This is a genomic window from Nitrosomonas sp. (assembly GCF_040240425.1).
Classification (GTDB): domain Bacteria; phylum Pseudomonadota; class Gammaproteobacteria; order Burkholderiales; family Nitrosomonadaceae; genus Nitrosomonas.
Genome location: NZ_QPHG01000017.1, coordinates 1 through 22379 on the forward strand (window position 1 = coordinate 1; position 22379 = coordinate 22379).

18 protein-coding genes and 1 pseudogene are annotated in these 22379 nt (G+C 48.9%); 12 read left to right on the plus strand and 7 right to left on the minus strand.

Annotated elements, in window-relative coordinates:
• Window positions 1–95, plus strand: a pseudogene (locus tag DU481_RS08175) (IS1595 family transposase); the annotation flags it as partial.
• Here the strand turns inward: DU481_RS08175 and DU481_RS08180 are convergent.
• Entirely contained in the window at window positions 92–403 is a 312-nt protein-coding gene (locus tag DU481_RS08180) for a deoxyguanosinetriphosphate triphosphohydrolase family protein (RefSeq protein ID WP_350133680.1), read from the minus strand. The pseudogene DU481_RS08175 and the gene DU481_RS08180 sit on opposite strands and share 4 nt — an antisense overlap.
• Before the next feature lie 129 nt (window positions 404–532).
• On the opposite strand from DU481_RS08180, the gene DU481_RS08185 reads away from it, so the two are divergent.
• Window positions 533–1351: a polyphosphate kinase 2 family protein gene (locus DU481_RS08185; protein WP_350133681.1), complete on the plus strand. Its 819-nt coding sequence runs from the start codon at window positions 533–535 to the stop codon at window positions 1349–1351.
• Window positions 1352–1407: 56 nt separating this feature from the next.
• Window positions 1408–2898, plus strand: coding sequence for a CYTH and CHAD domain-containing protein (locus tag DU481_RS08190; protein ID WP_350133682.1), 1491 nt, complete (start codon window positions 1408–1410; stop codon window positions 2896–2898).
• Between the two features lie 21 nt (window positions 2899–2919).
• Here DU481_RS08190 and DU481_RS08195 read toward each other — a convergent pair whose 3' ends face one another.
• The gene (locus tag DU481_RS08195; protein ID WP_350133683.1) at window positions 2920–3849 is read right to left on the minus strand and encodes a GIDE domain-containing protein; all 930 of its coding nucleotides are present in this window, start codon (window positions 3847–3849) and stop codon (window positions 2920–2922) included.
• 12 nt (window positions 3850–3861) lie between these two features.
• Window positions 3862–4425: a LemA family protein gene (locus tag DU481_RS08200; protein WP_350133684.1), complete on the minus strand. Its 564-nt coding sequence runs from the start codon at window positions 4423–4425 to the stop codon at window positions 3862–3864.
• Window positions 4426–4641: 216 nt separating this feature from the next.
• Here DU481_RS08200 and DU481_RS08205 point away from each other — a divergent pair, with 216 nt between their 5' ends.
• The 7 genes from DU481_RS08205 (at window position 4642) to DU481_RS08235 (ending at window position 11038) form a co-directional block, all read left to right on the plus strand.
• Window positions 4642–5034 carry a DUF4156 domain-containing protein gene (locus DU481_RS08205; RefSeq protein ID WP_350133685.1) on the plus strand — a complete coding sequence of 131 codons (393 nt, stop codon included), beginning with the start codon at window positions 4642–4644 and terminating at the stop codon, window positions 5032–5034.
• Window positions 5035–5240: 206 nt separating this feature from the next.
• Window positions 5241–7484, plus strand: a complete 2244-nt coding sequence (locus DU481_RS08210) for a bifunctional diguanylate cyclase/phosphodiesterase (protein ID WP_350133686.1) — start codon at window positions 5241–5243, stop codon at window positions 7482–7484.
• Window positions 7485–7649: 165 nt separating this feature from the next.
• Complete coding sequence (locus tag DU481_RS08215) at window positions 7650–8705, plus strand: cytochrome-c peroxidase (RefSeq protein ID WP_350133687.1); 1056 nt, start codon at window positions 7650–7652, stop codon at window positions 8703–8705.
• A gap of 242 nt (window positions 8706–8947) precedes the next feature.
• A complete protein-coding gene (locus DU481_RS08220) occupies window positions 8948–9379 on the plus strand; it encodes a glycine zipper family protein (protein ID WP_350133688.1) in 432 nt (143 codons plus the stop codon).
• A gap of 377 nt (window positions 9380–9756) precedes the next feature.
• Window positions 9757–9987, plus strand: coding sequence for a hypothetical protein (locus DU481_RS08225; protein ID WP_350133689.1), 231 nt, complete (start codon window positions 9757–9759; stop codon window positions 9985–9987).
• 76 nt (window positions 9988–10063) lie between these two features.
• On the plus strand, window positions 10064–10681 hold the full coding sequence (gene nudF / locus DU481_RS08230) for an ADP-ribose diphosphatase (RefSeq protein WP_350133690.1): 618 nt from the start codon (window positions 10064–10066) through the stop codon (window positions 10679–10681).
• A gap of 156 nt (window positions 10682–10837) precedes the next feature.
• The gene (locus tag DU481_RS08235) at window positions 10838–11038 is read left to right on the plus strand and encodes a hypothetical protein (RefSeq protein ID WP_121167464.1); all 201 of its coding nucleotides are present in this window, start codon (window positions 10838–10840) and stop codon (window positions 11036–11038) included.
• Between the two features lie 44 nt (window positions 11039–11082).
• Here DU481_RS08235 and DU481_RS08240 read toward each other — a convergent pair whose 3' ends face one another.
• Entirely contained in the window at window positions 11083–12750 is a 1668-nt protein-coding gene (locus tag DU481_RS08240; protein ID WP_350133691.1) for a sensor domain-containing diguanylate cyclase, read from the minus strand.
• Window positions 12751–13077: 327 nt separating this feature from the next.
• Between DU481_RS08240 and DU481_RS08245 the strand changes: the two genes are divergently transcribed.
• The gene (locus DU481_RS08245) at window positions 13078–14334 is read left to right on the plus strand and encodes a putative Na+/H+ antiporter (RefSeq protein WP_350133692.1); all 1257 of its coding nucleotides are present in this window, start codon (window positions 13078–13080) and stop codon (window positions 14332–14334) included.
• A gap of 50 nt (window positions 14335–14384) precedes the next feature.
• Here DU481_RS08245 and DU481_RS08250 read toward each other — a convergent pair whose 3' ends face one another.
• The 3 genes from DU481_RS08250 to DU481_RS08260 are packed head-to-tail and all read right to left on the minus strand — an operon-like array spanning window position 14385 to window position 20014.
• Entirely contained in the window at window positions 14385–17576 is a 3192-nt protein-coding gene (locus DU481_RS08250; RefSeq protein WP_350133693.1) for an efflux RND transporter permease subunit, read from the minus strand.
• A 6-nt stretch (window positions 17577–17582) separates the two neighbouring features.
• Window positions 17583–18749 (minus strand): efflux RND transporter periplasmic adaptor subunit, encoded by a 1167-nt coding sequence (locus DU481_RS08255; RefSeq protein ID WP_090320281.1) that lies wholly within the window; start codon window positions 18747–18749, stop codon window positions 17583–17585.
• A complete protein-coding gene (locus DU481_RS08260) occupies window positions 18746–20014 on the minus strand; it encodes a TolC family protein (RefSeq protein WP_350133694.1) in 1269 nt (422 codons plus the stop codon). The genes DU481_RS08255 and DU481_RS08260 overlap by 4 nt, the downstream gene beginning before the upstream one ends.
• A 229-nt stretch (window positions 20015–20243) precedes the next feature.
• Here DU481_RS08260 and DU481_RS08265 point away from each other — a divergent pair, with 229 nt between their 5' ends.
• The gene (locus DU481_RS08265) at window positions 20244–22334 is read left to right on the plus strand and encodes a di-heme-cytochrome C peroxidase (RefSeq protein ID WP_350133695.1); all 2091 of its coding nucleotides are present in this window, start codon (window positions 20244–20246) and stop codon (window positions 22332–22334) included.
• Window positions 22335–22379: the final 45 nt, after the last annotated feature.

The following is a 22379-nucleotide window of genomic DNA, read 5'->3' on the forward strand; positions in this document are numbered from 1 at the left end:
ACCTGCACTTGAAAGAAACCGAATTTCGTTTTAATCATCGCCGTGATAATCTCTATCATGAAATTCTTAAATTGTTACGTTTAAACCCGCTTTAACTTCCTAAGACCCTTCCAAATTCTGATGGTTGAATAGTCTGGAGAGAAGCTTCTTTGTCTATTACCAATTTACCGGCCAGAGTACCAAGTGATCGCCCCACGCAAGAAACTTCAATACTATGTGTCAAGCGTGTTCGCACATAATCACTTTCTGCAAGAGGAAAAACTTGTGTCTTATCTTGAAGTCGACGAAAAGCGCTTGAATAAACAATACGATCATAGTCTCTTTGAAATTCCGATCTAACATCTTTATTTTGCTCATCACTTCGACAAAGCCGTGAACTCGATAGTAGTTTTGACCATTCCATTGGTACTCTCCATGTTTTATAAAACCAATTTCAAGCTAAAACTTAGCTTGAAATTGGAAAACGATCAGCATAATAATGTTTACAACCTGATTTGTCAGGTTTGTTGTTCTCCAATAAGTAAGGAATTGAATGAAAAACCACCCAATAAAACCCGGCAGCAAGCTTGATCTATCGCAATGCGATCCCGGTGATACTGGCGATTTCGAGAAAACCACGCAAGGTAAGGAAAAAGCCAAAGCCGTTACGGAAAAATTGATCGGCAAGCTGGATGAATTGCAGGAGCGTTTGTTCGCCAACGGCAACCGCGCGTTGCTGATCGTGTTGCAGGGCATGGATACCAGTGGCAAGGATGGCGTCATCAAGCATGTGATGTCGGGCGTCAATCCGCAAGGCTGCAAAGTGGTGACGTTCAAGACGCCGTCGACGGAGGAGCTGAAACACGATTTTTTGTGGCGCGTGCATCAGAAAGCGCCGGAGAAAGGCCAGATCGGCATTTTCAACCGCTCGCATTACGAAGATGTGCTGATCACACGCGTGCATGGCTTGATTTCGGACAAGGTAGTACAGCAACGGTTTAATCAGATCAATGAATTTGAGGAACTGTTGTCCGAAAGCGGCACATGCATTCTGAAGTTTTTTCTGCATATTTCCAAGGATGAGCAGAAAAAACGACTGGAGGAGCGCATCAACAACCCGGAAAAACGCTGGAAATTCAACGAAGGCGACATCGAAGAACGTAAATTCTGGAAAAACTATATCGAAGCATTCGAAGCCATGCTCAGCGCCACCAGTACCGATCTCGCACCCTGGCATATCGTGCCGGCCAACTTCAAGTGGTACCGCAATCTGGTTATTGCACAGCAGGTGGTCAATGCGCTGGAAAACATGAAACTGAAAACACCGCCCGCGCCCGCCGGAATCAATTTTGATACCTTGAAGATTGAGTAGTACAGTATCCACTTCAGCCGCCGCTCGCAGCGGCATTATCCCAGTGAAAAGATTTTATGGAAATCGAGCTCAAGCTGGCTTTGCAGCCACGCCATGCGACCCGCATCCGGCGCCATCCCCTATTGAACGCCAGCACGCCGCGACAGCATGCACTGCTCAGCATTTATTTCGATACCCCGAAGTTTGATTTGATGCGGCGCGGCATCGCGCTGCGCGTACGCCGGGTGAACAACCAGTGGATTCAAACGTTGAAAGCCGAAGCGCAATCGGTCGGCGCGTTGACGAGCCGGCCGGAATGGGAAATGGTCGTTGCAGACGGCGGCCACCCGGATTTCTCCGCATTGCCGCCAACGGCGCTGGATCTGCTCGCCGGAATCAAACTCAAGCGCATCGCGCCAGTATTCACCACCGAATTCCGGCGCACAACGTGGCAAATCGGCGATGGTGCCACGCAAGCGGAAGTGGCACTCGATACCGGCAAAATCTTCGCCGCTGAGTTATCACGCGATATTTGCGAAGTGGAGATTGAGCTCAAATCCGGTCCGGCGGAATTTTTATTTGATGTTGCAACGCAATTACTGCAACAAGCGCCATTGCATATCGAACCGCGCAGCAAAGCGGAACGCGGCTATATCCTGTGCGGCGCGCTTAGTCCCAGTCCGGTCAAAGCCATCCGCCCGGACATTGGCCGGGACCAACCAGCGGGTGAAGCATGGCATGTCATGGTGCAAGCGGCGTTGGTGCAATTATCCGCCAACGTACCCGGCTTTCTCGAACAAGCAGAGAATATCGAGTACCTGCATCAGCTGCGCATTGCGTTGCGCCGTTTACGTGCTGGTGCGCAATTGGCGAAATCGTTGGGACAAGAAATACCTGCTTGGGAACAACCATTGCGCGTATTGACACACGCACTGAATCCAGCGCGCGACTGGGATGTGTTTCACCAAGAAACTCTACCCGGCATCCTGCCCGTTCTGGCTTCATCAGCAGAAAATACCGCCGTTTCCGAAACCGCATTGGCTTTGTTGCACAATACCGCTGCGCAAGCGAGGCAACGAGCGCAAGCATTATTGCTGGCACCGGCGTTCACCCAGCTCATGCTCGACATCGGCCGCAGTCTTTTGACAGCACCGGTCAATGAACACATGCGCACTACCGCAACATGGGCTGAAGTCATACTGGAGAAACGCTGGCAGAAGCTGCGCACATGCTGCCGCGGTTTTGCCCGGCTGGATCCGGCCGAGCGCCATTTTGCGCGCATCGCCGCCAAAAAGATGCGTTACTGCGTGGAAGCGTTTGCACCGCTATATGGAAAACGGGTGAATCGATTCTTGATCGCCTTGGCCGCTTTACAAGACGAATTGGGAATCGAGAACGACCGGCGTATCGCGCTGCAGTTACTGTACAAGCTACCGCATAAATCCGCCGCGCTCGGCTTTGAGTTTGGCCGCCTCAGTGGCGTATTGGCATCCGAAGCCGCGCAGCATCCACGGTTATCTCCGGCCTTGTGGCATCGCCTGGCGCGATCCAGATTGTTCTGGCATTAGTAAGCATAGCGATTAAGCGGATCATCCATGCGCATGCACCAGCCAGGCGGCAGCGCAGATCGATAGGATGCACGCCGCCAAGGCGGCATAGCCGCTCCGGCGGTATTTCCGTGCCAACAGGGCTTGCGGATACATCGAGATAATAAAAGGCCGTGACGGATTGTTTGGTTTCGCCATGATGCTGGTATCCGGCTCCAATGCCAACTCATCGTGAATCTGCTGCGCTGCGGCGTGCGCTGCGGATCGCGCCACTTCCCATTCCTGCTGGTCGATGTTGCCATCCTTGTTGCTGTCGAACCGGTCCCGCAACGCGGCTTGATCCTTTTTCCAATCGTTGATCACATTAATCATCACATCGCGCATTGATTTTTGTGTTGCAGCAGACCAGGTGCTGAATTGCCCCAATATGTACAGCGGCTGCCCGGGCAGTATCAACCACTCGCTGTAGCGGTAGTTGTTGGTCATGGCATGAACGATCGACTGGCTTTCCAGTATTTGCGTCCGGGTTGGCCATTCGCTATTGCCATACCACACTAGTTTCTCGATACCGTTGATTTCCGCGTGATCCGGATCGACATAGCAACTGCTGACACCATCGGTAAGCCTGAAACGGTGATCGCTGGTATTGGTGTACACCACATTCCAGCGCGTTTGCGTACGGCCTCTTTCGGTAAATGTTTCCTGCTGTGCAATCTCACTGCGATACCAAAGACACGGGTGATTGGATAACGGTGCGTAAATCGGCCGGTCATCGATGAATTGCCCTTTTCCTTCCAGTTCAACATAACCCTGATGCGCCGAGCGTAATTTAGCGGTCGGCGTATCTTCAATGATGCGCAGCCGTTTCCAGTGATGCATAAAAAAATAAAAACCGGTCAATGCCGCAACGATCACCGCACCCAGCACATAGGGATAATCCTGCGGCGGGATCTCAGCCAGTATTTGATTCATGCGTCCTCCACGTCAACCAAACAGCTTGCCGATATTGACATCCTGCTTATCGGTATCGCTGAATTCCAGCAGATCGCGCGGTTTGAATTTAAACCAATTGGCGATGATGACATCGGGGAACTGCTCGATGCGCACGTTGTTGATTTTGACGGCTTCGTTGTAGTATTCGCGACGATCGGCGATGCTGTTTTCCAATCCGCTGATACGCGCCTGCAAGTGGCGGAATTTCTCGCTGGCTTTCAACTCGGGATAGTCTTCCGCCACGGCAAACAGATTGCCCAATCCCATGCGCAGCATATTTTCCGCCGCGCCCAGCGCACCGATATTACCGGTTTCCCGCGCGCTAGCGACCTGCGAACGCGCCGCAATCACTCGCTTCAGCGTTTCCTGTTCAAAACCCATATACTGCTTGCAGGTCTCCACCAGCTTAGGCAGTTCATCATGGCGCTGCTTCAAAAGAATATCGATATTCGACCATGCCTGCGATACGCTGTGCTTAATATCCACCAAACTGTTGTACAGCATGATGCCGTACACAAACACGATGGCAAATCCCGCCAGGGAAATATAAATCATGATATCCAACGTCACACCTCCAGTTAGTTACATTGCTGCAATATACAGTACCGATAATCCGGGAAGCCGCTGGAAAAGATGCCGGTAGTGGCTTTATTTCCTCCTATTACCGCCATTATCGGGCCGAGCTTCGACGAATGCTATTGACGGGCGATACTGCGCTTCTCTATGCTAACCGGCTTTAAGAATACAATCCGTATGTATCAGGAGTCATCAATGAGTATCTGCAAAGAATTAAACCCGTTAACCCAAGCAGCAGTGTTCGTTTCAATCATCCTGGGCTGTACCGGCGCTTCAGCACAAACGGGCGAAGCTCCGTCGCAACCGGAAAAAACCAGGACCGTCACAATGGTGGTCGGTGAACAAGGTCCCGATGGATGCGAGTTACTCGGTAAAGTGAAGGGTTCTTCGAAAGAAAACGAGAGCGGAGAAGACAATACCCCCTATGTGGACCGGCTGATCAAAGCCCGCAACAACTTAAGAAGTGAAGCGCAGCAACTGGGCGGCGACACCGTGCATATCATTTACTCCAATAACTCTGGACGGTATGAAATACCCGGGGCTGATAAGGAAATCATATTTGTCGGTAATGTATATCGCTGCAAATAATCCTGAAACAATCCGCTGACAACTATTTCCATGCAGCGATACGCAAATGCAGAAAAATGTAAGTTATTATCCTGGCAGTAAGTTTTTGAACATGTGAGTAACTTGTCGTATAATTCCGGCCAACTCAGCTCATCTATTGACATCCTATCCGGCATTCAATCCATTGTTAATCCTTCATGAAACCTTGCTGGCAATGCTAACCGCAAATGAGTAAGAACATTCCTGTGAATAAGGATTTATCCGGGCATATTTTTGCACCGACCAATTATTTTGACCTGACCAATACCGAACAGAGCAGGATCCTCCAATTTCAGCAAGAAATCCTTCAGCTGGTGGTGCTGGGAAATGACTACAAGGAAATTTGCGAGAAAGTCTGCTTGCTGATGGAGCAACTGCTGGATAACGCGGTGGCATCGGTCATGCTATTGGACAAGGAAAAGCAATGCATGAATGTGTTTGCCGCACCCAGTGTTCCCGAAGTGTGCATTGTGCAACTCAATGGTCTACGTCCGGGCCCGGGAGCCGGTTCCTGCGGCAATGCCGTTTTTCACCAGGAGCCGGTTTTTGTCGAAAGCACGCTGGACGATCCGCGCTGGCAGAATATCCGCCAACTGGCGATCGATTTCAATATCCTTTCCTGCTGGTCCATACCGGTACGCAGCAAAGGCGGCGAATGCATCGGATCGTTTGCGCTGTCCAGTTTTGAGCATCGCTTACCCAGCACTTTTCACCGCAAGCTGCTGGAAATCGGTTCATTTATTATCGGAATCGCACTGGAACAAAAGAAAGTCAACGAGCAGTTGTATCTTTCCAGCAAGGTTTTTGAAAACAGTACCGAAGCGATCATGATCGCGGATGCCAACAAAATCATCATCTCGATTAACAAGGCGCTGTACAAAATAACCGGCTATGTGGATGAAGAGATCGTCGGAAAATCTGTAACCATCGTCACATCCATCAGGCACGGCAGCAATTTTTTTCAGAAAATTTGGCAGAGCGTCAAGCAGCATAACCACTGGTATGGCGAAATCTGGAACCGCCATAAGCAGGGGCGGGAGTATCCCGCGTGGTTCAATGTAATTCCGGTACGCAGCAAAGATGGCCGGATCAGCTATTACCTGATCAACTTTTCCGATATTACCAGCAAGAAAAAGTCGGATGAAATTATCTGGCGGCAAGCCAATTACGATTCACTGACCGGATTACCGAACCGCAATATGTTCTACGACCGGTTAAATCATGACATTAAAAATGCAACCCGGATCGGCGCGGGATTGGCGGTGTTGTTTATCGATCTTGACCGTTTCAAGGAAGTGAACGATTCATTGGGGCATAGCGTGGGCGATGCGCTGCTGGCGGAGGCAGCCAAGCGGCTGAGCAGCTGCGTGCGGGAAACCGATACCGTGGCGCGCCTGGGCGGAGACGAATTTACCATCATACTGAACGGGATCAGCGAGCAACGCAGCGCCGAAAAGATCATGCAAATGATCTTGCTGGAATTAGCCAAACCGTTTCATCTCAATACCAAGCAAGCCTATGTTTCCGCGAGTATCGGCGCCACGTTTTTCCCCGATGATGCAAATAACGTTGAAATATTGATGAAGAATGCCGACCAAGCCATGTATGCCGCCAAAAACAATGGCCGCAACTGCTGGAGCTGTTTCACATCGAATATGCGCGCGGCAACCGAAATCCGTTCGAGAACCGCGTACGAATTGCGCAGTGCACTACGGGATCAGCAACTTTATCTGCTATATCAACCAATCGTGGAACTGGCAACTGGCAATGTCTACAAAGCAGAAGCCTTAATCCGCTGGCAGCACCCAGAACGAGGCACTGTGTATCCAGGGGAATTTATCAGCATCGCGGAAGAAACCAATCTCATCACCGATATCGGCGATTGGGTTTTCAAACAAGCGGTCAATCAGGTCGCCCTCTGGCAAACCCATTTCAACGCCGGTTTTCAGATCAGTATCAATAAGTCACCCAAGCAATTCATCAGCAAAATGAGCGATTGGGTCAGCCACCTCAACGAGCGCGGCTTGGATGGGCAGAGCATCATTGTTGAAATTACTGAAAACTTGCTGCTCGATGTGCACGAATTGGTAGTTAAACAATTATTAAATTACCGCGATGCAGGTGTCCAGGTGGCCATCGATGATTTCGGCACGGGTTATTCCTCACTGTCCTATCTGAAGAAATTTGATATCGATTATCTCAAAATCGACCGTTCATTCATTTCCAATCTGGACAGCAAATCCAACGATAGAATTCTGTGCGAAGCGGTTATTACAATGGCGCATCGCTTGGGCATGAAGGTCATCGCCGAAGGCGTCGAGACGGATTTGCAAAAAGAATTATTGACTTCTATGGGCTGCGATTTCGGGCAAGGTAATTTTTTCAGCAAACCGATGACTGCCGATAAATTTGAAACACTCCTTCTACAATAGAAACAAATCCGCTAGTATCTCGTCTCCGTCCTTCAGCGATTCCGCTGAAAACCGGACAAGAAAGATAAAAAAACGTTTCTCCTGTAAGTAATTGTCTGCAATTAAGCATTTTGCTTATTCAATAAAATCGATCAAAGTGCTAATGTTAATTTTTTTGGAGGTCATATGAAAATATTTTTATTCCTGGCACTCATAGTAAGTTCATACAGTTATGCTCAAAGCGGGCATGATCATCAAGGTGATGCGAAAAAAAAGGACGACCATCATAGCGAAATGCATGATGACGGCCATCACGGGATGGGCGGCATGATGCACGGCGGCCACCACAAGCTCGATAAAACCACGTTAAAACAATTCTTTGAACCCTTGCCGGCATCGATTATCGACGAAAAAAAGAATGCTGCTTTAATCGCATTGGGCAAAAAACTGTATCTCGATCCCAAACTATCAGTGAATGACACCATTTCCTGTAATTCCTGCCATCAGCTGAATAATTTCGGTGTCGACAGCCAACCTACATCACCGGGTCATGAAGGAAAACGCGGCGGCAGAAATTCTCCCACCACGTTCAATGCCGCGCTGCATATCGCCCAATTCTGGGATGGACGCGCGAAAGACGTTGAAGAGCAAGCGTTGGGACCGATTTTGAATCCGATCGAAATGGGCATGCCGAGTGAAGCTGCGGTTGTCGACAAACTGAAAAAAATCGACGAATACAAAGCCATGTTTGCCGAAGCATTCAAAGATGAAAAAGATCCGATTCAATACAAAAATATTGGTAAAGCCATCGGCGCTTTTGAGCGCACGCTGATTACCCCATCACGCTTTGACGATTTTCTCAAAGGCGATGAAAATGCGTTGAATGATGCCGAAAAAAGAGGCTTGCAAAAATTCGTCCATATGGGATGCGCCAATTGTCATAACGGCGTGGCCATCGGTGGCAATTCCTATAAAAAAATCGGTCTTGTCGAAGAATATAAAACATCCGATGAAGGCAGGTTTGCTGTAACCGGACTGGAAACCGACAAAAAAGTATTTAAAGTACCTAGCCTCAGAAACATCACCAAAACAGCACCTTACTTTCATGACGGTTCGATCAAAACATTGGATGAAGCCATCGAAGAAATGGCGGAACACCAGCTCGGACGGAAAGTGGGCCCTGGTTTTGTCGAGGATGTCAAAGCCTTCCTGGGCGCCTTAACCGCGAAAGATAGCAAATAAAACCTCAGCGTTTGATTGTTATTGGCTAATTTGACGGATGCCGCTGCCAGATGGATAGACAGCGGCATTTTTACATGCACCCCCCATTTCATCGCAAATAAGTTTCCTCACCCCCCTCTGCAATTTTTAATCCGCATCGGCTATGCTTTATCCGGCAACTGCTTTCTTTGCAGAATAGTGAGCACCATAACCGCTATACTATCCACTCAGTCAGTATTATTTGTTAAACCGGAGGTGAAACAATGAAATTGGGAATAACGTTGATCGCGGGATCCATCTTTCTGGGCTTATCGGCCTGCTCAAGCACTGGACCTGTTATATATCCGAACACGCATTTTCTATCTGTCGGCAAAGCAGCTGCTGAAAAAGACATTGAAGATTGCAGAAAAATGGCTGAATCAGCCGGCGCCAAGGAAGGCGGCGATCAATTGGGTGATGTGGCTAGCAGCACCGCAATGGGCGCCGGTATGGGGGCCGTAAGCGGTGCAGCAGGCGGGGCGATATACGGTGCAGCCGGGCAGGGTTCTTTAGTGGGCGCAGCCAGTGGCGCGGTTGCGGGACTATTACGAGGAATTCTGTTTTCCTCGAAACCCTCACAACCCAGTCAAGCGTATACCAATTTTGTATCGCGCTGCCTGAAAGAGAAAGGTTATGAAGTGACTGGCTGGGAATAACCGGAAACGATGATCGTTCACATACCGCTCGTTATCCCGGCAATATCAGCAAAATCACTATGCCAGATAATTGAACGATAGCCCCTTTAAGATGATGAACAATATTGCACAATCATATTTTTGTTTCTTCGTCCATGAGTTGCACACCTATTCCAAATACCAGTAGCGCTATTTCATGAGCAAACTTTCTCCTCCAGGAAAAATCAAATAGCATATATTTATAATTAAGAAGCACCGCTTAGCAAATGATTTTTTGATGAATATTATTCAAACCTCAGAATTACCGGGAAAAGCCCCGGGTGATCTTTAATTGTTTCAGCGGCAGGGTCTGTTATCAATAGCGTATCTTCAAAAATATTGACATGGAGGTAATGGCAATGATTAAAGAACTTTCTTTCGATGATGACGACAGTATCTATCCTATTGATAGTTTGAATGATGAGGATGATGTTCTAACGGATAGCAAAATACCGCCCGGAAAATTTGCAAAAATAATCGATGAATTTGAAACTGCCAAAGATGAATTTGACGATGACGAATTCGAGACCGTCAAAAATGATCTGGACGAGGATGACGACGTGACACTCGATACGTTGGGATTGCGTTAGCTCTAGCCGCTGCAATAGCACTGCTTGCGGCATAGCGAGCACAGCATGACAATTTTTCCGCAGGGGATAAACCGCTGTGAGTGCAGATGTAGAAATTTTAGAGAAAACGATTTGTTTTGAAGGTTTCTTCCGGATAGAAAAATACCGGTTGCGTCATCGGCTGTTCAATGGCGGCTGGAGCCGCCCGCTGGCTCGTGAACTGTTCGAACGTGGCCATGCCGCCGCCGTCCTGCCGTATGATCCAATTCGCGATGCAGTCATCCTGATCGAACAATTCCGTGTTGGCGCGCTAACCGCACCGGGCGGGCCTTGGCTGCTGGAAATCGTCGCTGGCATGATCGAAAGCGGTGAAACTGCGCAAGACGTAGTCAAACGCGAAAGCATCGAAGAAGCCGATTGCATCATCACCGACTTGCTCCCAGTGTGCGACTTCCTGGTCAGTCCCGGTGGCACCAGCGAACGCATTGCCCTGTTTTGTGGCCGGGCCGATGCGACACAGGCCGGTGGTATTCATGGTGCTCCCGAAGAAGACGAAGACATCAAAGTGCATGTCGTTCCGCTGGATACTGCATTCACATTTCTACAATCGGGCCGGATCAATTCGGCCAGTGCCATCATTGCATTACAGTGGCTGGCCTTGAATCGAGAACAAGTGCGAACCCAGTGGCTATCACAACCAATCTCCGTAACTTAGCGGCACCGCACTGAAATCATCCGGATTAGCCTTTTCTGAATGCTCTTTTCAAAGCCCGGAATTATTACAAAGAATCCTTTCTAATCCTTCCTTTCCACTTCACCGCCATATGTTCTAATGAGAGTGTATTCAACCCACATCGCAAGGAGGTTTGCCGTGGCATTGAAAAGACTTTCGTTTGATGATGAGGATAATGCTGATCCTTCGGATATTGATGATGACAGCGTATTAGCCGATGGCATGATTCCGGATAGCCGGATCGTGGGATTGATTGATGAGTTGGAAGATAGCTGTGATCAACTCGATGCCGAGGATGAAGACGATGAAATCATCGCGGACTCTCAGGAATTGCATTAAGTGCTGCCATCCAACCGATGGATCGGCATCTAATGCCTTTATCCTCAATCAGATTGATCCGAGCACACGCAATTACGTCCCTGTTTCTTGGCGCGGTAAAGCTGTTGATCCGCCTGGGAAATCAATTCATCCAGCGATACATTGGTCACTAAGGTATGGGCAACGCCAAAACTGGCGGTAAATAAAAGCTTTTCACCTTTGATGCTTGTCAGTTGAATCGCGTTGACTTTATTACGCATCCGTTCTGCAATGGCAATTGCATCGGCTAAACGGGTTTCCGGCAGAAAAATCAGGAATTCCTCGCCCCCCCAACGCGCCAGGATATCCCCGCTGCGCGCTTCTTTCTGCAAGGTTTCCGCCAATTGCACCAAAACCCGGTCCCCCAAGGCATGACCGTAAGTATCATTGAGTAACTTGAAATTGTCGATATCCAGAATGATGACGGAGGTACTACTCTTGCTGCGTAGCCCCATGGCCCAGATCGGTTGTACATATTTATAAAAAGACCGCCGGTTATTCAGATTGGTCAGTGAATCGATACCGGCCATTTTTTCCGCCAATAATTTCTCGTTCTGATTGATATTAAAGCGTTCGCCCAATGCCAGCGCCAGTAAGATGGCGTCCATCATCATGCCGATATCGGTCGCCCGGTAAGTCCATTCGGTAAACGGAATCAATCCCCAAACAGCATTGGCGGTAATAGCACCGCCGCATATCGTGAAAATCGACGCCAGCAGAAAATACTTGGCGAATTGATTACCGGCTTGCAGCGAAATGACACCCAACACGATCGAAGAAATATAGAAAAAGAAGATGAACACCAGCGATATCAGCAGCGACACGACAAATTCGCCAGCCAACATCGCTAGCAGCATGAGTGCGCAAAAAACAACCGAGCTGGCGATGATAAAGCGATATACACGGGGCCAAGCCGCTTTGATATTCAGAAATTGCAATGCGAATGCAAATCCGCTGACAGTACAGGCCATGATCAATACCGGATTGGCCCATTTCTGCCATTGCGGCGATTCCGGCCATAGCCATTGATAACCATGGCCGGTATAAGCGGTGTTCAACAGCAGAAAGAACAGCAGATACAGCGAGTAAAACAGATAGGGGCTGGTACGCAATCCAACATAAAGCATCACGTTGTAAGCAACCAAAGCCAAGATCACACCGTACATGAAACCATAGCTATACGCCTGCCATTGATCTCTATCCGCCAGTGCCTCGTTGCTGATGAAGTAAAGCGGCAAAACCATGTCATCATCGGATTCCACCCGGATCAACACGGTCGTCTCACCGACGCTAAAATCATGACCGGCGACAAAAAACCGGTGATTCAGCGGGCGCTGGGAAAATAATAAGCTATCTCCCGTATGATAGCTGCCGGTCAGCTCATCCTGACGCAAGAAATAAATATCGACTTTATCCAGCCAGGAAGTTTCCAGAAGAAGATTCCGGCGCACCGCGTTATGTCCATCGTTTTTGACGCTAAATGCCAGCCATACCGGTTTTGCGCCAATCCCGAAATTGATCACTGAACTACCGGATTGTGAGAACCGGCCATCTCGATATGCTACCAAGGCATCCTGCATGCGCCAGTGAATACCTTCATCCTGATAAACCCGGATATGCTGACCGATTGTTTCCTTGTATTCTTCCGCCACATTAATTGCCGCACTTGCCGTCAGACACCAGAAAACTGACATGAGCATCATACTTAGCAGCACGAATAGCTTCTTTATGAAACGTTCGTTCTGACGGTTAAGAATGGGATAAATAAATCGCACGTGGATTGAATACTGAATAACCTAATTATGTCGAAGGGGACGATAGTAAATTACAATCTATAAAAATTGCAGATTATACCCCTTCTCCACGATACGAAAAAATTTCGTATCCGTAACCCATCCATTTCCTACAGACCCTATAACCCCAAAAGTATCCAGCATTTTTACTGGTTATAAAAAGTTTGATTATGCTGTAACAAAAGCATGTTATCTTCACCGCACACCTGACTATTTATAATCATTACGATGAATCCAACGACTATACAACTCATCGCCGCGGCGTTATTCGCTCTGGCAATCATTCACACCTTCTCAACCAAATTCTTTGAACATCTGGCGCATCGTCAGCCGCAACACGCCGGTATCTGGCATTTGCTGGGCGAAGTGGAAGTCGTGTTCGGTTTTTGGGCGATGGTCTTAATCCTGTTTATATTCGCCGCAAACGGGAAACATGAAGCAATAACCTACCTCGAATCCCGTGACTTCACTGAACCCATGTTTGTATTCGTCATCATGGTGATTGCCGGCACACGCCCGATTCTGGATTTTGCGGCGGCCTCTGTTCGAGGCGCAGCCATTGTTCTGCCAGTAAATACCGGCACAGCAATGTACTTTCTATTGCTGGCCTTTGTTCCGTTGCTCGGTTCTTTCATCACGGAACCCGCCGCCATGACGCTGGCAGCGCTGATGCTACGCGACACATTATTCAGCAAGGAAGTATCCACTCGCTTGAAATATGCCACGGTCGGTGTGTTATTTGTCAACATCTCAATCGGCGGCACATTAACACCCTTTGCAGCACCGCCGGTATTAATGGTGGCCGGAAAATGGAATTGGGACATTTGGTTCATGATGACTACTTTCGGTTGGAAAGCGGCATTGGCTGTTGTTGTCAATGCATTTGCAGTAACTTGGTTATTCCGCCACGAACTGGGACACGTCAGTCAGAAGGATACTGTCGCGGCATCGCAAACTCCTTTGCCGGTGGTATTGATACATATCGTATTTCTAGCGCTGATTGTTCTATTCGCACACCATCCTGCGGCATTTATGGGCATTTTTCTGTTCTTCCTGGGATTTACCGCCGCCTATCAGCAATATCAAAATCCATTGATTTTACGCGAAGCGCTGCTGGTTGCGTTCTTCCTGGGAGGATTGGTGGTATTGGGCGGACAACAACAGTGGTGGTTGCAACCGTTGTTGCTGGAAATGGATGATACGGCGGTCTTTTTTGGCGCTACGGCATTAACCGCCGTCACGGACAATGCCGCGCTCACTTATCTGGGATCGCTGGTTGAAGGACTCAGCGAAGAGTTCAAAATCGCATTGGTTGCAGGTGCAGTAACCGGCGGTGGACTGACGGTTATTGCCAATGCGCCGAATCCGGCAGGCTTTGCGATTCTAAAAGGCAAATTTCATGAACAATCCATTCATCCGCTGGGCTTATTAATCGCAGCACTGCCGCCAACCCTAGTGACTATCATTGCGTTTCGCGTACTCTAAATAAAAACAGCGCTGCAAGATGGCTTGCAGCGCTGTTTATCCACCGAGCATTAAGCTTCTTTGACCGGGCTTTGCAATGTATCCGCTGAAGGTAGCGATTCCGGCTGATTCTGTTCCGGTTCATTTTTCTTATCCGGTATATCGTCAAACCAGCGATAAATCATCGGCATTACCACCATCGTCATCATTGTCGCCGTCATTAGCCCGAAAATCACGACGATTGCGAGTGGTTTCTGCACTTCGGAACCCAGCCCTGTTGCTGTCAAAAAGGGCGCCAAACCGAGCACCGTTGTAGCGGCTGTCATCATGACGGGGCGAAAGCGTTGCGCACAGGCTCTCCTCGCGGCTTCTTGCACGCTGAAACCTTTCTCACGCAACTCGCGCAGAAAAGAAATCAGCACCACACCGTTCAAAATGGAAGTCCCCCACACCGCAATAAAACCTACCGATGCCGGTACTGATAAGTATTGACCGGTTACAAATAGCCCGACTATCCCGCCAACCGATGCAAAAGGCAGTGCCAGATAAATGAGTACGGCCATTTTGATCGAGTTAAACAGCATGAACAGCAGGAAGAAAATAGCGGCTAGCGTTATCGGCACAATGACCGCCAATTTCGCCATCGCACGTTCCATGTTTTCAAACTGCCCGCCCCAGGCAAAATAATAGCCTGGCGGTAATTTAATTTCTTTGGCCGTCCGTTGCTGGAGTTCGGCGACGAAACCACCCAAGTCGCGCTCATGCACATTGGCGCCAACAACTACACGGCGCTTAGCAAACTCGCGCGAGATAATCGCGGGACCATCGATTACTTTAATTTCCGCTACCGCACTGAGCGGCACCAGCATGCCGCCAGCTCCCATTCCAGCTCGTGCGCCATCGATAGCTGGTCTAAGCAGCAATTCCTTGATGGCTTCCACATCATGGCGAAACTCTTCCGGGAATCTCAGCAACAGCGTAAAACGCCGCTCTCCTTCGAAAACCTGCGTAACTGCTTTGCCCCCCACGGCGGTGGCAATCATTTCATTGACATCAGATACATTGAGGCCATGACGGGCAATTGCACGACGGTCGATATTGATGGTTAATTCTTGTTGCCCTGACAAACGTTCAATACGGATATCCCGCGCACCACGGGTTGATTTGACGATACGCGCGACTTGTTCGGACAATTTACGCAATTCTTCCAGGTCATCGCCAAAAATTTTGACAGCGACTTGCGAGCGCACCCCGGTAACCATCTCATCCACCCGCTGCGCGATGGGTTGAGAGATCACGATATTGACGCCCGGCAACACAGTCAGCGCTTTACGGATATCCTCTTCGATTTCCGCCTGAGTACGGCCGGATCCAATCAGATCGAGATTGGCAATCGGATCGGATTCGTTCTGCGAAGCCGGATCGGCAGGGGTATCGCCGCGCCCCAATTTGGAAACAACTGATTTAACACCGGGGACCGCAGCAATCGCTTTCATGGCCTCGGTTTCAATTTTGATGGCTTCGTCCAAAGAAATTGACGGCGCACGAATAATCACCGGTGTGATAGAACCTTCCTTCATGATCGGAATAAACGATTTGCCAAGTAACGGAAACAGCGCAAATGCCGCCATCAGTGCGGAAATTGCGATGATCATGGTTTTCTTCTGATTGCGGTTGGCCAAATCGTAAGTGTACAGATAGGCATTTTTCATCACGGCGATGATCTTGGTGTCTTGCTCACTGCCGCCTTTTAGCAGATAGTCACAAAGCACCGGAGACAGCAATAGCGATACCAGTAATGCAATAAACAGCGAAATCGAAATAGTCACCGCCAATGGACTGAAGGTTTTTCCTTCCATGCCTTCAAGCGTCATCAAAGGCAAAAATACCAGCACGGTCACGATTAAGCCGAAAATAACCGGCGTACCCACCTCAGCTGTCGCATCCACGATTACATTGAATTTGGATTTTCCGGTGTCTTTGGCTTCTCCCAGGCGCTGATAAATATTCTCAACCACGACCACCGTCGGATCGACCATCATACCCAGCGCGATGGTCAATCCGCCAAGTGACATCAAATTGGCGGGCATACCGTAATGATTCATCACCAGAAAAGTAATCAGTGGCGTGATAATCAGTGTGAAACACACGACAAAACTGGTGCGCACGGTACCGAGAAAAAGCGATAACACCACAATTACCAGAATTAACGACTCTATCAGGGTGCTTTGCACCGTCCCTAATGCGGCATCGACCAGATCGGTGCGATCGTAAAACGGTACGATCTGCAAGCCGTCGGGTAGGATCCCACCCTCATTAATTTCTTTGACTCTCTCCTTGATTCTCCCGACGATTTCCTTGGCATTACCGCCGCGCAGCATCATCACGATGCCGGCGACCGATTCAGTGTCACCGTTTGTGATACTGGCGCCCTGACGCACTTCCCCGCCAAAAGCCACATGCGCAACGTCACGCACATAAACCGGTACGCCATCCATTTCTCTGAGCACAATATTGCGGATATCTTCCAAACTGGAAATCAGGCCCACACCGCGAATCAGATATTGTTCATATTGCAATGCCAGAATATTACCGCTGGCATTAGCATTATTACTCGCCAAAGCGCGATCCACATCGGTCAACGTCAGGTCGTAATGCCGCAACTTATTCGGATCGACGTACACTTGGTATTCCTTGACATGCCCGCCGATAGAATTGATCTCCGCCACCCCTCGGATTGAACGTAGCATCGGACGCACCACCCAATCTTGAACAGTGCGCCGCTCCATCAATTCTTCTTCAGTTAATGTCCGCTTACCATCATCCGGGTGTTCAATCGTATATTGATAGACTTCACCCAGACCGGTAGAAACCGCCCCAAGCACTGGCGTAATACCGGGTATCAGGCGCGGCGTGACATCTATAATTCGCTCCATCACTAACTGGCGCGCAAAAAACACATCGGTCTGATCGGTGAATACCAACGTGATTAGTGATAATCCACTTTTGTTCATCGAACGCATTTCGACCAATCCCGGCAAGCCGGTCATGGCAATTTCCACCGGCACAGTCACCAAGCGTTCCATTTCTTCGGGGCTGCGGCCAATTGCTACCGTGGCGACTTGCACTTGAATATTGGTCACATCCGGAAATGCATCCACAGTCAGTGTTTTAATCGCACCAACACCGGCAGCACACAATATCAACCCGATAATCAACACCAGCAAACGCTGGTTAAGCATTGCACGAACGATCGCGGTCATAACCGGCTACTCCAGTTCAGCAAGCTTGCGCTCACTGTCTAAATGAAATGCACCGGCAGTCACAATTCGTTGATCGATCGTAAGTCCTTTTAGCACGGGGCGTAAAGTTGCCACTTCTTTATCCAATTCAACCGGCACGCGCTGAAAATGATTATCGCTGATTACGGTAAAGACATAGTCCTGATTCAACTCTCGAACCACGGCCGATTCAGGGACAACCAGTACTTTGTGCTGCGGATCCGTGATGTGCATATTCGCCAGCATATCCGGTTTCAGCTTCCGTTCAGGATTTTCCACCATGACACGCGTCATCACCGTTCGTGTTAAGCGATTGACGGTATCCGAAACAAAAATGATCACGCCATCCAGAAGATGCGGTCCCAATGCAGGAACATTGATCTCAACATGTTGCTCCAATTCGACATCACGCGCGATTTGTTCAGGCACATCGCCAACCACCCAGACGTGAGATAGATCTGCAATCTGAAATAGCGGATCAGCGGGTTGTACTATTTGACCTACAAGTACGTTACGCGCAATTATGTAGCCTTCTCGCGTTGACTTGATATCCAACCACGGCAGAATTTTTCCTTTTCGCTTGAGTTCTTTAAATTCCACCTCGCCCACACCAAATAACCTGAGTTGATCAGCAGCTGCGCCCAGTTCGGCTTGCGCAATTTCCAACTCGGATTGCCGCCGTTCCACTTCAGCCAGTGGTATGGCATCGGCAGTCAGTAAATGGTGCGCACGCTCAAGCGCTTTGGTAGTGACCACTACACGCGATAAAGCGCGCAAATAAGCCAGTTGAGAATTGGTTAAATCAGGACTGGTAATGCGAGCCAGTTTCTGCCCTGGTTTGACGTAATCCCCCAGGATGACAAACAATTCAACGACACGCCCTGTCACGTAGGAACCAACTTGCGCCGTTCTTTCCTCATCGACTTGAACCCGGCTCGGCACTTGGATCTTGTCCGCCAGATCGACCAGGAATGGCTGTCCGATTTGCAATCGGCTCAATACTTCCGGACGGGCGGTAATACTGTTGAAGTCTCGTTCTTCAGCCGGTTCTTGCTGAGCTTTGTCAGCGGAGTCAGTAGATTCGCTTTTATCACACCCTGTCAGCAATAAAGTTACAGCAACGGTAAAACCGGTAAAAATTATTTTGAAATTCATTCTGAGACTAACTCCTTGGGATAATGAGCGCGTATACGGTCAATTTCAGCAGCAGCGGTTTGTAGCTCAAAACGTGCCTGCATGGAATCGCTCAAGATTCCCCGGAGAATACGTTGCGAATCCAAAAACTCGATTAACCCGCGTTCACCGAACCGATAGGCGGTTTGCGCGACTTGCACCACATTTTCCGCTTCCTTGATCAAACCACCTTCAAATAAATCCACGCGCCGTTGTGCAATCTGCAAGGCTTGCCAGGCAGCTTCAAATAGCTGGCTGATCTCATAGCGGCGAAACTCAAGTGTTTCGCGTATGCGCGCGGAGTCATAAATAGCAGTATCGATTTCACCACGACGGCGATACCAGATCGGAATTCTGACGCTTGCACCAGCAATATTGGATGTGAATTGCGCGTCTTGATAATTGGTGTACAACACACTGATCTGCGGTAGTACTGAAGCTTTTTCCTGGGAGATTCGATGACTGGCGCGTTCCTGTTCCGCTTGCAGCCGCACTACTTCGGGATTAACCTTGGGTACTTGCTCGCGCAGCTCTGCTAATGGCGGCAGCAGGATCGGATCTTTCAACGAGCCGCTAATCTCAAAATCAATTGGAATGGCACCGGCTGTCAATTGCAGCAGCATCACCCGGGCGCGCTGTGCAGTCAGGTGTGCTGCTTGTGCCCGATTTGCCGCGCTTTGCAATTCAGTCTCAGCACGAATCAATTCAAACCGCGCGATCTCACCTCTTTCAACATTGGCGGCAATTCGATTCCGTAAATTTTCCAATAAGTCGTAAATACCCTGCTCGATCGTTGCTTGTTCCAGACGCAACATCAGCTCATAGGCTCTCACACGCAGCTGCGCCGCCAAATCGGCACGCACTTGATCTAAGCTTGCACGGCTTGCATCCACCCCAGCTTCCGATGCATCTATGCGAGCACTCCGCATGTAAGGATTCTCGATCGGCTGATTGACCGTTAATGAACGTTGCATGGAAGTAGGCCCAGTAACAGCAAGCGAATAGCGATTACTATCTGGTCCAGCGGTTACAGTCACTTCCGGATTCAGGAATGCGGATGCGGCAACCACACCAGCTTTGGCTATATTGACCTGCGAACGCGCAGCCTGAACGAGACCATTGGCTTCCAGTCCTATTCGTTGTATCTCTTCGATTGTAAGCTTGGCTTTCGATTGTCCTAATGCAGGCAGCGGTGAAATGGCTAAGAATATACTTAACACTAAATAAAAAGACGGGGAAATCTGCATAAGTTCCTTTCAATTATTACGACAACATTATCTTTTTCACATATTCTTCACATAATTTTCACATAAAATTAACTACTAATCATCATATATGAAATTTAAAATTCAGTACTCTGAATAACAGGAACAATTATTCTCTTCTTGTTACTTTTATAACCATCTATGAGTTAAGGACAATTGATTGTCAGTTACCAGGCATTTAAGCAAAAGAATCCTGAATAATTGCTGAACAATGACATATATCCCAATGTATCCCAAACCATTTAGTCGTTATTTATCCCGAATAAAAATTTTATTGCTGATTTCCAGCTTATTAGCCATTGCCTGGCTTGTAACCGGTTTATCTTGGCGGCTATACGAGCTTCGTGACAATGATTCCAATCGTGGCGCGCCCATCAGCGGCGTCGATAAATTTGGCGGCCAGTTTTCCCGGATTGCCTATCTTGATCAAGGCTGGTCTGCCGCGGATAGTCTGTGGTTCTATACTGCAACGCAAGGCTCCAATTTGTTACCGTACAGTTTTTTCCTAGTATTGGAGCAATCCAGTTCGTCCGCTTTGTTCCGCGCAAATGAAAACATAGATCGCTACGGTTATCTGCCGCAGCGCCAAACCAGCAGCAATCCTGATGGTTTACCTGCCGGGATGGTGCGGGATGAATATCAGGGCAAAGCGTACATGGGATTTACTTGCGCAGCCTGTCACACAACCCAGATCAATTACCAGGGCACCGGAATCCGCATTGACGGTGGCCCGGCATATTCCGATATGGAAACATTCATGATCGATCTGGCTGAAGCCTTGTATGCCACTCTGAAAAATCCGGAAAAACTGGAACGCTTTGTAGCGAATGTATTGCAACAGGGCCATTACAATAATGCGGACGATATTCAAGCTGATCTCAAGCAATATGCGCAACGCATCAAAACCTACACCATCGTCAACAACCCTCGGGACATCCAGCGCCCATTGACACGTTACGGCTATGCCCGGCTGGATGCATTCGGACGCATCTACAACCGTGTGCTTGAGCACCTCATGAGTGCGCAGCAAATGCGTGAATTGCTTGCCGGATTACTTTCCCCGGCAGAGCTGGCACAAGTAATGACAGACATGGAGCCTGTTCTCAACAGCGGCGATCGCGACCATATTGTCGAACGGACCCAAATGTACTTGACCAGGAAACAAAGCATTCAATTGCGCAATAAAATCTATAATCCGGCCGATGCGCCGGTCAGTTATCCGTTTCTATGGGATGTGCCGCAACACGATTATATTCAATGGAATGGCCGGGTCGATAACAGCGGATTGGGACCGATGGCGCGCAATGCCGGTCAATTGATCGGTGTATTCGGCACGCTCGATTGGCAGGAAAAAGATGGCTTTACCTTATCTTCAATATTAGGCGGGCAGGGATTCGGCTCCAAACATATCGATTTTCAATCTTCCATTGATATCCGGAATTTGCGCCGGGTGGAGAATCATTTGCGCAAATTAAAGTCACCACAGTGGCCGGAACACATCCTGCCTAAAATCGATACCTTACGAATGACGCGAGGCGCCGAATTATTTTCACGCTATTGTTCCATTTGTCACAGTGAAATTGACCGTGCCGATCTCGATCGCCGGGTCGTCGCTAAAATGATCGATGTGTCTTTGGTTGAAACCGATTCAAAAATGGCGGCAAACGCCATTGAGTTTACCGGCTATAGCGGTATCTTGCGGAATCAATACGTCAGTGTCGGCACGGGAAATATATTGCTGCAACAACAGGCGCCCGTGGTTGCGCTGCTCACCGCCGCAACCCGCAATGTGGTGACAACACCCGATAGCGATAAATGGTTTGCGCGCCGATGGATTGAGCGATCATTTGATTTTGCCTACACCTTTTTTGATAACGAAGTACAGCCTTCTCTGAAAAACGGCTACTACACACCCGACACTACCGTGCAGCCTTTCGCCTCAGCCATGGCGTATAAAGCTCGCCCGCTAAATGGCATCTGGGCAACTGCCCCTTACTTGCACAACGGCTCGGTACCGACACTGTACGATCTGCTGCTGCCGAAAAGAAGGCTGGATGACCCAGCGGAAGGAGAATACCGCCCGGATGAGTTCATGGTCGGATCGCGCGAATTTGACCCGGACAAGGTGGGATTCAAATCAGCGGGTTATGACGGTTTTTTGTTCCGTACCAGCATTTGGGGTAATCACAACAGCGGTCATGAATATGCTTCCGGCCGCACACCGCTACCGGATGGAACACTACTGCCTGCGTTAACCAAGGAACAACGGCTGGATCTGCTGGAATATCTTAAGTCTTTGTAGGAAAGTAGAAAGCAATCTCAGCTGCGTAGAATCCGAAATTAATCG